This window comes from Listeria grandensis FSL F6-0971, assembly GCF_000525835.1.
In the GTDB taxonomy this organism is placed as follows: Bacteria; Bacillota; Bacilli; order Lactobacillales; family Listeriaceae; genus Listeria_A; species Listeria_A grandensis.
The window spans coordinates 1-11890 of sequence record NZ_AODD01000016.1; the positions used below are offsets into that span (position 1 = coordinate 1).

10 protein-coding genes and 1 pseudogene are annotated in these 11890 nt (G+C 45.1%); 4 read left to right on the forward strand and 7 right to left on the reverse strand.

The genetic code is table 11. The annotated features are described in order from the left end of the window. Window positions 1-71: 71 nt before the first annotated feature. The 5 genes from PGRAN_RS10645 to PGRAN_RS10665 all read right to left on the reverse strand — a co-directional run bounded on the left by PGRAN_RS10645 (window position 72) and on the right by PGRAN_RS10665 (window position 5161). Window positions 72-551, reverse strand: a complete 480-nt coding sequence (locus tag PGRAN_RS10645; protein WP_036067044.1) for an ASCH domain-containing protein — start codon at window positions 549-551, stop codon at window positions 72-74. A gap of 124 nt (window positions 552-675) precedes the next feature. Next, window positions 676-1437 carry a tyrosine-protein phosphatase gene (locus PGRAN_RS10650; RefSeq protein ID WP_036067046.1) on the reverse strand — a complete coding sequence of 254 codons (762 nt, stop codon included), beginning with the start codon at window positions 1435-1437 and terminating at the stop codon, window positions 676-678. 22 nt (window positions 1438-1459) lie between these two features. Then, entirely contained in the window at window positions 1460-2962 is a 1503-nt protein-coding gene (locus PGRAN_RS10655; RefSeq protein WP_036067048.1) for a phosphohexomutase domain-containing protein, read from the reverse strand. A gap of 92 nt (window positions 2963-3054) precedes the next feature. Beyond that, window positions 3055-3990 carry a WCX domain-containing protein gene (locus PGRAN_RS10660; protein ID WP_036067050.1) on the reverse strand — a complete coding sequence of 312 codons (936 nt, stop codon included), beginning with the start codon at window positions 3988-3990 and terminating at the stop codon, window positions 3055-3057. Continuing rightward, on the reverse strand, window positions 3977-5161 hold the full coding sequence (locus PGRAN_RS10665) for a WYL domain-containing protein (protein ID WP_036067051.1): 1185 nt from the start codon (window positions 5159-5161) through the stop codon (window positions 3977-3979). The genes PGRAN_RS10660 and PGRAN_RS10665 overlap by 14 nt, the downstream gene beginning before the upstream one ends. An 88-nt stretch (window positions 5162-5249) precedes the next feature. On the opposite strand from PGRAN_RS10665, the gene PGRAN_RS10670 reads away from it, so the two are divergent. From PGRAN_RS10670 to PGRAN_RS10680, 3 genes are all read left to right on the forward strand, one after another. Further along, window positions 5250-6467, forward strand: coding sequence for an RtcB family protein (locus PGRAN_RS10670; protein WP_036067053.1), 1218 nt, complete (start codon window positions 5250-5252; stop codon window positions 6465-6467). Window positions 6468-6632: 165 nt separating this feature from the next. Further along, a complete protein-coding gene (locus tag PGRAN_RS10675; protein ID WP_036067054.1) occupies window positions 6633-7496 on the forward strand; it encodes a flotillin family protein in 864 nt (287 codons plus the stop codon). Window positions 7497-7616: 120 nt separating this feature from the next. Further along, a complete protein-coding gene (locus tag PGRAN_RS10680) occupies window positions 7617-7982 on the forward strand; it encodes a MerR family transcriptional regulator (protein ID WP_036067055.1) in 366 nt (121 codons plus the stop codon). A gap of 35 nt (window positions 7983-8017) precedes the next feature. Here the strand turns inward: PGRAN_RS10680 and PGRAN_RS10685 are convergent, their stop codons facing one another. Further along, window positions 8018-8374 (reverse strand): DUF805 domain-containing protein, encoded by a 357-nt coding sequence (locus PGRAN_RS10685; protein WP_036067056.1) that lies wholly within the window; start codon window positions 8372-8374, stop codon window positions 8018-8020. A gap of 17 nt (window positions 8375-8391) precedes the next feature. Further along, window positions 8392-9165: pseudogene (locus PGRAN_RS16345) on the reverse strand (alpha-galactosidase); the annotation flags it as partial. Window positions 9166-9353: 188 nt separating this feature from the next. Here PGRAN_RS16345 and PGRAN_RS10695 point away from each other — a divergent pair. After that, window positions 9354-11890 (forward strand): Ig-like domain-containing protein (locus PGRAN_RS10695; protein WP_036067059.1); only part of this gene is annotated, 2537 nt, incomplete at its 3' end.

Here is an 11890-nt window from a genome sequence, read left to right on the forward strand (position 1 = left end):
ATACGTTTCGTTTGATTATACCATGATTTGGCGATGTAAGAAAGGGATGTCATTTGTTTTTTTGAGATGCTTCACAGACTTCCCCGCTCTCGGTAAATATCCATCACTTCAAATGTTTGACAGACCAGTAATAAATCGTCCGTAAAAGCGCGGCCATACTGACCAAGTTCCCATGTGAAAAACTTTTTATGCCCCGTATACCAGTATTCATGGCTCAAATCGCCTTCACCTTCTGATCTCGCGAAATCGTGTGTGACTTCGTTCATTTTCACCAGCTCGATCTTGGTATACTTAATAATCGCTAATGGCTCATTGCTACCATCCAGCACGATCTCATATGTATCTACCTCCGGAATCGGCTCATTTTCTAATTCAAAAACACAATGCGCCGCACAAGTACCCGTCTTAATCCCTTGCACAACAAGACTTCCTAGCCTGTCTCCCATCTCTTGGGAACCATCGCCAAACATCCATGCTGGCGGAACATTGCGGTCTAACCCGTTAGCTACGGCATAAGCTTCCCAATACGCCTTAACATTTTCTAACACCATATCTCACATTCCTCCTAAAATGAAACCCCATCTGAATAGACTACCTCAAAAATAAGAAAAAATATTCAAAAGTGGCATGAACATTATTTAGCGCTGTTCATGCCACTTTTGATTTTATGAGCTGTTAAAACAAGAAAAACCGCTTACTCGAAGGCGCCGTATAATCTTCCGCAAGAATTATCTCATTCTGCAGTACATTTGCTCCATTGCCTTTTAAATACTCAACGTATCGCGATCCAATTTTTTTCACCAATCGCTGCTCAATTTCCTTATGCAAAAGCGGTCTGCGAACCGTATCATGCGCATCCGTCGCCAAAAAATGTACCAGCTGATTTTCAAGCAAAATCTCACTCGATTTCTTCGACTTTTTCCCGAACTTCCCGTCCAAACTCGACCAAGTAAGTTGCGCCAAAGCACCGTGCGACACAAATTCATACAACCGCTCCGGATTTTCCATAATCTCAAAATTCCGCTCTGGATGCGCAATCACCGGCACATATCCCGCCATCTGCAAATCATAAAATAATTGCTCTGTAAACACTGGAATGCTCTGCGTCGGAAACTCAATCAACACATAACGGCTTCCCGCAAGAGACGCCAAATCCCCATTTTTCAAGCCTTCAATAATTTCGCCATGTAAACGCACTTCTTGTCCAACGTGCACTTGCAGTTCCATTCCGTTATCCTTAATTGCCTCGTTCAACTCAGCTACATGCTCCGCTACAGAAGGTCGCAGATTAAAATAATCGCCTTTCAAATGATGTGGCGTTGCAATGATATCCGTGAAACCCTCTGCAATTGCTTGTTGCGCCATGGCCAGACTCGCCGTTTCTGTTTTTGGTCCATCATCCAAATTATTCAAGATGTGACAATGTATATCAATCATGCTTCTCATTCCTTCTACTGGCTTATTTTTTTAGGCTGGCGCTATCGATCTCTGCGTAGCCCACGAAGAATTCCTCTAATACCGCTTTGATTTTTTCTACACCGCCTACTTCATCACTCTCTAAGTTTACTGGCATAACCGGCTCATGTAAACTCATACGTAACAAGAACCAACCATTTCCGAACGCACCACTCGTGTTAATCCTTACGCCCTCTTGGTTTACAGGCTCCAATTCCAAGCCATCCGTTTTAGCCACAAACCCTTTGAAATCTTCCAAAGCCGCCAACCCATACGCCTTAAAATTACTTGCCAAAATCGATAAACGAATCTCGTCATTGTCCGCCGGAACTTTCAAATCCCGCGTCAAATCAGCCAAATCCTTCCCTTCTTTGCGCAATTTCGCATAACGCATCAAGATTTTAGCGATTAAATACGCCCCATCATCTAGAAAATAATTCTCTTTCAAAGCCGCATGACCACTAACCTCAATGGCAAGTTCACTCGGAGTCCCCGTGTCGTTCAAACGAATCGCCTCATTGATCACATTTCGATAGCCGCGCTTAAATCGGTGTTGTTTCCCACCAAGATCCGCGATAAATTTCTCCAGATGCGTCGAAGTAGTCGAATCCGTTACAATCGTCGTCCCAGGATACTCCTCTAGAACAATCGCCGAAATCACTGCAATCAGCGGGTTCCGGTTCAAGCTTTCACCATCACGATCCACAATCGCCGCCCGATCCACATCCGTATCAAAAATAACGCCCAAATCAGCCTTATTCGCCAATACCGCTTCCTTCAAGCTCGCCATTGCCTCATTATTATCAGGATTCGGAATATGATTTGGGAAACGTCCATCAGGCTCTAAAAATTGGCTTCCCGTTACATCCGCGCCTAGTTTTGCCAACACTTCCGTCGCAAAAAAACCGCCAGCACCGTTCCCCGCATCGACCACAATGTGGCTTCCCGCAAGCGGGTTCTCAAAATCCGTCGCATCTTGAATTCCTGCGCGAATTTTATCCACCAAGTCCGCTGCATATTTTTGCAATAACGGTTTTTGCGTCACCGTTCCCGCCGTTTTAGCCACGACAACCGCGTCCGCATTTTCCACAATATAATCAATATCCTCGTGCTCCGCGCCACCGTCACGCGTGAACAATTTCAAGCCATTGTAGAAATAAGGAAGATGGCTCGCCGTAATCATAATCGCCGCATCACACGTGTAGCCATCATATTGTGTTGCCATAAACATTGCCGGCGTCGTCGCCAAACCAACATCAACCACATCGATTCCTGACCGCGTCAAGCTTGCCGTCAACACATCTTTGATCCGCCCAGCAGACAAGCGACTATCATGCCCAATCGCAACAGAAACTCGTTCTCCAGCTTTTTTCACATGCCGTAACCATGCAGCAAAACCAATCGCAATCGCACTCACATACTCATCCGTCAACGTCACATCGTGTTTGTCTGTTTCAATCGCAATTCCTCTAATATCCGAGCCATTCTGCAAATCTTTCAAAGCCATAATCCCATTCCTCCAATTTCTATGTATATTCTTTCGTTCATTGTATCAAAAAACAAGCCCGATAGCGACGTATATTCCTTCTCATTCACGTTTTAAAATTCTAACTGCCGTGCCAATCGCCGCTTCATCTCCGCAACCACGCTCACCGGCTCCAAAACCTGCACCATCGGCCCGAAAGACAAAAGCTGAATCACGAGCTCCGTCAAATCACCACGAGGACAATAAATCTCGATTTCAAACACATTCGCGCGCGCCGTCCGAAACGCTTTCTTCTTATAATCCGCAAAATGAATCATCGCTCGGTCCACCGCATTCCGATGATCCACCACATGGCACTTCACAATCACCATCTCCGCCTTATGTTCCGGCAATTCACCCTCGATCTGCGCACCCATCCGCACCTCCGCAAGCTTCGCCATATTCAGTGTAAACGGCATTAAATCCGCCTTCCGAAAACAAAGCAAGCGAAACTTATCATTCTTCTGCGAAAACTCCAAACGCACCGGCAAAAACGTCCCCGTCAACACCCTACCTTCCTGCGCCTGATACACTAATTCCAACTCCCGCTTCCCATAAAGCGCATCCAATACAACACCAAACCGCGTCCGATACCCCGGCTCCCAATACATATCCCCGCCCAAAAACCCATCAAAACACCAAATCGTATCCACATCAAACAGCACATCATAGTCCACCAGTTCCCGCTCCAACTCCGCAAGCACATCATCCGTCAAAAACAAACCCATCCGCGGATCTCGCAAAACCGTCTTCAACCACCGTTTCAAAAGAGACCCTTGCACTGGCAACCAGCCCCGCTTCAAAATCGAATCATACACCGCCTCATCAGGCCTCTCCACCAGCAGATGCCAATTCTCCGTCAGCTGCGGCAACAAATGCAAGCCACTCTCATCAAATCCAAGTTCCCGCACAATCTCCGCACAGTCCTGCTTCGTCAATCCACGCTTTTGCGATAAGATTTCCAGTACCACACGATAATACGTACCATACATCTCATTAAATATCTCCAACCGTCGTCCCCTCCTCAAAATAGAGTCGATACATGTCCGCAAGCTCCGCGTAAAATTGCCGTTCCCAAGCCAAATCTCCCGAATCAAGAGCTACAATCCGCCCCACAAATGTCCGCAAAAATGGCTTCATCCCATTCAAATCATACGTCGAAATGGCGAACACGAACCGCTCCCGAGTCACACGTGTCAGCGTCCCATGCCGCCCTTCCATTCGAATCCGCTCCAACAAATACGCCTCGCGAATCTCATCAATCGCAAGCGTCACACGCAACTCATGTACCACACGCCGATCAAATCCCGTGCTCCACATGAATTTACGCACCTCATCAAAATGCTCCTTTTCCATCCCGAAATCCGTCGCGACCTCCGCCAATACCACACGTTCTATCTGATCCAACCGATGAAACGCAAAAAACTGACCCCGCTTCGATTTCCCAACAACATATTGCCGTCCCGACTGCGCACTCGTAAGCAATTTTATCGGCAAAAATCGCAATTCCCGTTTCCGACCAAATCGCGCCATCACGACCCAGCGCTCCTCCCGAATCGCCAGCAACAAATCCAAGAAAACCTGCTCCTCCAGCGTATGCATCACGAAATAATGCTTATAACTAAACACCGATTCCCGTATCGTCTCCTGCTGCAACAAATAATGCCCCAACACCACACACGGCACACGCGAAAAATAAACCGCACGCCCACACGCTTCCCGTCGTAACACACCCAGCTCCACATACTCCGTCAATTTTTTTCGCAACGTGAGCGCTTCCACCAGAAACCCATCCTGAAAATGCACGAAATACTCCTCATCTATCCGCGCCAACACCTGATTCACCGACAACGACACGCCTTCCTGAAAAAGATCCATCAACACAAAATGCAGAAAAATATCGTTCTTCGTAAAACTCTTCGCCTGCCATACCGCGAACATCGGATTTTCCGTAATCTCATTCGGATCGATGAACAATCGTAACGCCCTGCCACTCGCCTGTTGCTCCACATCCACGTACTCCCGCAAATAACTCTCCACTCGCCGCCGCACATTATCATAACTTCGTCCACTTTTTTCCGTAAAATCCTCCCGTTGCTTAAATCCATACACATAAAATTCCCGCACATAATTCCGTAGCACTGCAAAATTTTTCACCAATTCATTAAACGACTTTGCCATCGTGTCCTCCGTTCGCACCTTTTTTTATAAGATAAACCCATCCGAATCCTCTATACTAAAACCATAAACTAGAAACGAGGAAATGACAATGTTCACTTACTATGAAAAAAACGAAACAGCAAAACCAATCAAAATCTGGCTTTCCGACCAATCAGCAATAGAAGACGGGTGCTTCGATCAAGCAAAAGCGATCGCCAACCTCCCGTTCGTCTTCAAATGGCTAGCACTCATGCCTGACACCCATCTCGGCGCAGGCATGCCGATTGGCGGGGTTCTCGCCACCAAAAACACGATCGTCCCGTATGCCGTTGGAATGGATATCGGATGCGGGATGTGTTACGTCCAAACCGATATCCATGAAAGCGAACTCACCAAGAACTTCATCCAAAGCATCGTTAACGAGACACTTTTCACGGTTCCCGTTGGCAAAGCCCGTCACCGCGCGCCGCAGAACTCCGCCGTCATCGACATGGCCCTAGCGCAAAAAGACCACTATGAACTACTATCCAACGCAGTGGAACTACTCGAAAACGCCTACTATCAGGTCGGCACACTCGGCGGCGGCAACCATTTCATCGAATTTCAAAAAGACCAAAACGGCTATCTCGGCATTATGCTCCATTCTGGAAGTCGCCATCTCGTCGCTCAAATTTGCCAAAATTTTCAAAAACTCGCCGTCACATTGAACAAGCAATGGTATAGCGACACACCCGAACAAAACAAGCTCGCCTTCTTGCCAACCGATTCACCAGAAGGAAAAGCCTACATCGAATGGATGAATCTCGCACTCGACTACGCTTATGAGAACCGCGAAGCTATGCTTGAAGCCACGATGGCCATCTTCACCAAGCACAGCAACAAGAAACTCGGACGTACGCCGCAGTTCACCGACAAAATCAATTGCCATCACAACTACGCCTCCTTTGAAAATCATTATGGCGAAAACGTCTGGGTTCACCGCAAAGGCGCCACGCGTGCGCGAGCTGGCGAACTCGGCATCATCCCCGGCGCGATGGGAGCAACAAGCTATCTCGTTCGCGGCCTTGGAACCCCCGAAAGTTTCCACTCCTCCTCGCACGGCGCCGGACGAAACTTCTCCAGAACACGCGCCAAAAGCAATTTTCCGATGGAGGAAGTGTTGCAAGACCTGAACGAGCATAATATCAGTATCGGCAAGAAAAACCTCCAAGATGTCGCCGAAGAAAGCCGTTTTGCCTATAAAAATATCGATGAAGTCATGCAAAACCAAACCGATCTCGTCGAAATCATCAAGAAACTGACAACACTCGGCGTCGTCAAAGGATAAAACAAAAAATAGTAGACAAGAACATCGCTAAGCTTGGCGTTTCCTGCCTACTATTTTTGCGTCCTATCTTATTTCAGCAGATCGAATGGAACCATGAAGAACATCCAAATATTGCATTTATTATGTGATCCTGTATACTTACATATATAGGGAGGTAGATACAAAATGATAAAATTAGCTTTCATTTTCATTTTTCTTGGCATATTAACGTTTTTTGCGAAGAAGACCAGTTTCAAAAAAGGGATGCCCTTATTTTTAGCCATTGGAATGGTTGCTATTATTCTGGCTGGCTGTAGCGCAAGTGATGACGAGCTTACGAAAGAAGAACCTACAGCTACACAAGAAAAAGCACCAAAACTTAGTATTAAATCTGAGGGTACTTTTCAATCGGACGAAAATGGAACCGTCACCATTTCCGGAAAAACAAAGCCTACTGCGGAATTAACGCTTGTAGCAACTGGGCAACCAGATCAGACGACCACATCCGATGCCAAAGGGAATTTTTCATTCGCGCTGACAGAGGTACCGAATGACGGGACGGCAACACTGACGACCACTTGGAAGAGCCAAAACGAAACGAAAAATATTACATACCAGGCTAATCCCGCTTACAAAGCCAAACTTGCCAAGATCGAACAAGAAAAACAAGTCGCAGAAGCCAAGCGTATCGAGGCCGAGAAGAAAGAGCAAGAACGCCTTGTTGCAGAAGCTGCGAAAGCGAAACGTGAGGAAAATGCGCGAATTGCCGAGGAAAATCGAAAAGCAGAGGCAAAGCGTATAGCAGACCAACAAGCCGCTGCGCAAAAAGCACGCGAGGCAGCAGCGCAAAAAGAAGCTGAACAGCGCAGGCAAGCCGCAACCGAACAACAACCTGCCGATAATCAAGGCGAAATGGTGTACATTACCGCGACTGGAAAACGGTATCACTTCAATCAAAATTGCCGGGGTCTTAACAATTCCAACGGGGAAACACAAGTCACCTTGTCCGACGCACAATCGAGAGGCTTAACCAAATGCAAATTTGAATGACTAAAAGGCTAGTTCCGCGATCGTGGCAGAACTTGCCTTTGTCGTATACATTCCCCTAACTCAGTATTTATGATATAGTCGCAAGTATAGACTGTATAGTAAATATTTAGGAGGAATAAGATGTATTCGATTGGAGAAACTGCAAAATTGGTTGGGCTAAGTACCTACACATTACGCTATTATGAAAAAGAAAAAATTATCACGCCTCTGCGAAATGCGAATGGTGAGCGAACGTTTGATGAGCAACACATTCAGTGGCTCCGTTTTGTGATTCGTCTGAAAGCAACACAAATGCCGATTGCCAAAATCCGCGAGTATACCGAATTATTTTTGGAAGGCGAGCATACGACAAGACAACGATTAGAATTATTGCAAAATCATCAAGTTTTAATCCAGCAGCAACTCGAGCGTTTAACGAGTGTGGAAAGTGAATTACAATATAAAATCGAGAATTATGAGAAAATCATGACTTCTACGACAAAATAAAAAAGTTGAGCTTCCACAGACTCAACTTTTTTGTGTTATTTCGCTAACGGATCTTCGCCAAAACGGTTGGGCCCACGATCTCCTGCTGTACAGTAAAAAACGAGCATGATGATCCAACCAACGAGTGGAATCAGTCCCAATAAAATGAACCAGCCACGCTTGTTTGTATCGTGCAAACGGCGAATGGCAAGACTCAACATTGGAATAATGACGATCAACCCCAAAAGCCCATCCACGTAATAAATAAACTCACTTGCATAACTAAAGATGCCAAATACAAAGAAAATAATCCATAGTGCTAACTGTGCAAACCAATACTCGGAACGGCTTGCTCTTCCACTGAAATTAACATAATTTCCCCAAAAGGCCTTAAATGCTTCTGAAAATCCCATTTTAAAACTCTCCTTTTTTATTTACTAGGATTCATTCTACCATAGTTCAGTATATCATTTGGGTAATTTTTGCTATTTTTCAATTTAAACTGCCAACTGACCGTTTGGAAATCGCCAATGAGTGCGGTTGGAATCTTGACTCCCGCGTACATTAGTTCATCTCTGTCGAAAACTTGCTCTGTTCCAATTAATTCGTAACCCGCCGCTTCGTCCAATCCAGTCAATCGGATAGATTTCAGCAGTTTCGCCGGCGTCGCTAACACCTGAAAATAGAAAACATAAGCTTCCGATTTAGTCACAACAACGAACATCCATGCCGTTTCATTTCCTTCAAAAGGGCTTTTTAGGCGGTAAAAATCACCGAATTGGATCAATGTACGAATTTCTTTATAGGTTGCAATTTGCCGTTTCACTATTTTTTGCTCAGCGTCGGTCAATGTCGTTAGGTCGAGTTCATAACCAAGGTTCCCCTACATCGCCACGTTTCCGCGCATTTCAAGGGAAGTAATACGGCCAATTTGATGATTCGGCACGCTAGAAACATGCGATCCCATCGTTACTATCGGATAAACGAGACTCGTACCCTATTGAATTTTTAATCGTTCCACAGCATCTGTATCGTCGCTCGTCCAGGTTTGGGGCATGTAATAGAGCATACCTGGATCGAAACGACCGCCACCACCAGAACAACTTTCAAAAAGAATTTCCGGAAAACGCGTGGTAATCGCATCCATGACCTGATAAACACCCAGTATGTGTCGATGAGCAATCTCCTGCTGCCGCTCTCGCGGAAAATAGTCACAGAATATATAGATGAAATCTAGAAATCTAGAATCATATAATCCCCAAATATATTACAATGGTGCTAAGAAAGGAGTGTGAGTTTAATCCTATTAGCATTAATTAATAGGATTTTTAGGCTTTTAGGTAACAAATCTGATAAGTAGTAAATTAATTTTAAAAGGGGATTATACACACAATGAAGAATAAGAAAGCATTAAAAATGATAGTAACTGCCACTGTGGCAGCGAACGTATTAGCAAGCACCTTCATTACAGCAGCGCCAGGAATGGCTTTTGCAGCGGAGAATAGTGAGCAAGGAACAAGCATTGGCACGAAAGCAGAAACGAAATTGACGGGGGAGACAAGAGCCGTATTGAACAACTTAGTAGTCAACCCACAGTTTAATGGGATGACAGGCTGGCAGTATGGAACAAATTTACCTGCCGCTACTACCTTTACGCCAGGTAAAGATGGTTCTTTATCTATAACTACACAATCATCTCCTGGGCAAAATACTGCACCCTATGTCATTCAGCAGATACCAACGATAGTAGGGCATAAATACCGTGTAACAGCTACTCTTACAGACATAGCTAGTTCAAACCACTTCGCTTTGCGGTTCGCTGATGAAGTCGCTAAACTGGGAGAGCCCAATTCAGGTGGCTGGTTTACCATTACTGGCACAAACGAAGTATCATTTGAAGCAACAGCAGATAGCTCAGCGGAACTATTATGTTTGGATTTGTTGAATCGAAATATGGGTGGGACTTTTAAGTTTTCGAATGTGAGTATTGTTGATTTAACTGCAGTAAAAACAACGATAAATGCAATTTCCACAGATAGCACTGTAGCGACAGGTGAGGGGCAACCAGGTGAAACCGTTACTATTAAAAATGGAACAACAACAATCAAAACAGGAACAGTGGATGCAAATGGTGACTATAGTGTTACGATTCCAAAACAAGCCTATGGGTCTATCATTGCAGCAACGGTTGCTTCATCTGCAGCAACCACTGTAGTAGCACAAGGCGCAATTGCTCCAACAACAATCAATAGCCTCACATCAGACCACACAAACGTATCCGGAAAAGGCGAACCAGGCGCCACTGTAGTCATCAAAAACGGCAGTACTCAAGTAGCGAGCGGGATAGTAGCAGCGAACGGAACCTATGCGATTACCATTCCAAAACAAGCCTACGGATCAACCGTGACAGCAACCGTAACATTAAACGGAAAAACATCATCAGCGAGCACTGTAGTCACACAGGAAACGCTCATCCAGACAACAATCAATGCTATCACAACACAACAAACCAACGTATCTGGAACAGGGGAACCAGGAGCTGCTATCATCATCAAAAATGATGCGACAATGCTTGCAGTCGGAATTGTACCTGCAAACGGACAATACAATTTTGTAATTTCAAAGCAAGCAGCAAACAGCACAGTTGTAGCCACAGTCATGAAAAATGATCAAATATCTAGTGCGAGCACAGTAGTTGTGAAAAATGCACCATCCACACCAGTATTAGATACAGTGACAGACAAATCTACAAAAGCAACAGGAACAGGGGATCCAGGGAACACGATCACTATCAAGATTAAAGATGGCGATGTAACCCTAACTTATATAGGTCTAGTAGATGATTTTGGCGAATTCAGTATTCCAATTGATACACCAAATGCAGGCGCAACAGTAGACGCTATCGCTAAAGATCAAGATAATATCCTCAGTGAAAAAGTAACACAGACCGTTATCGATGTGACGGCACCAAATGCTCCAACAGTAGAAGGCCTAAACGATACCTCTACCAAAATCACTGGTAAAGGTGAAGCAAATGCTGTCGTAACAGTCACGCTTGCCTCTGGCGGAACCATCATAGGTGAAACGGATGCAAATGGTAATTTCAGTATTACGATTCCAAAGCAAGCAATAGGTAAACAAGTATCTGTAGCTATAACGGATGTTGCAGGAAACACTAGTACAACAACGGTTGTAACAGTGGAAGCAGCTATTTTAGCTAACCCAACTGTGAATCGCGTTTCCAATCAAGATACAAAAATTACAGGAACAGGCGTAGCAGGCGCAACAGTAACAGTGAATGTCGATGGTAAAAACTATACAGGAACAGTCGATACGAATGGCAACTATGAAATAGCTGTACCAAAATTGGCAGCAGGACTAGAAGCATCTGTACAACAAACCAAAGATGGTAAAACAAGCGGTGTTGTAAAAACGATTGTGCAAGATGATCGTATACCGAGTGCACCACAGGCTAACACAGTAAGTGACACAGATACAAAAGCCACAGGAACTGGAACAGCAGGCGATACAATCACGATTAAGCTACCAAGTGGGGGCAGTGTAACAGGAATTGTGGCACCGAACGGCACATGGTCCATAACCATTCCGAAACAAGCAGCAGGTGCAAAACTAGAAGTGACAGCAACATCACCGCAAGGTAAAGCTAGCCCCGCGACAACCATAACGGTTGAACAACAAGCACAAAGCGGTTCGCTAACAGCGAATGATTTCACAGTAAGTGGCGACAAATATATCACCGGAACATACTCTGGCGATGTAGCTAAAATCTCCATGTTCCAAAACGGAACCGAATTCAAAGGCGCAGCAATGAAAGACGGCGAATTCAGCTTCTACGCAGCAGATAAGAAAATCAAGAAAACAGATGGAAATCATCATGGTTGCCATACGATAAAAACGGTGAACGAACT

Bases quoted from the DNA above. Each gene is read 5' to 3' on its own strand.
- PGRAN_RS10645 (WP_036067044.1), bottom strand. From the start codon at position 551: ATGGTGTTAGAAAATGTTAAGGCGTATTGGGAAGCTTATGCCGTAGCT.
- PGRAN_RS10650 (WP_036067046.1), bottom strand. From the start codon at position 1,437: ATGATTGATATACATTGTCACATCTTGAATAATTTGGATGATGGACCA.
- PGRAN_RS10655 (WP_036067048.1), bottom strand. From the start codon at position 2,962: ATGGCTTTGAAAGATTTGCAGAATGGCTCGGATATTAGAGGAATTGCG.
- PGRAN_RS10665 (WP_036067051.1), bottom strand. From the start codon at position 5,161: ATGGCAAAGTCGTTTAATGAATTGGTGAAAAATTTTGCAGTGCTACGG.
- PGRAN_RS10670 (WP_036067053.1), top strand. From the start codon at position 5,250: ATGTTCACTTACTATGAAAAAAACGAAACAGCAAAACCAATCAAAATC.
- PGRAN_RS10675 (WP_036067054.1), top strand. From the start codon at position 6,633: ATGATAAAATTAGCTTTCATTTTCATTTTTCTTGGCATATTAACGTTT.
- PGRAN_RS10680 (WP_036067055.1), top strand. From the start codon at position 7,617: ATGTATTCGATTGGAGAAACTGCAAAATTGGTTGGGCTAAGTACCTAC.
- PGRAN_RS10685 (WP_036067056.1), bottom strand. From the start codon at position 8,374: ATGGGATTTTCAGAAGCATTTAAGGCCTTTTGGGGAAATTATGTTAAT.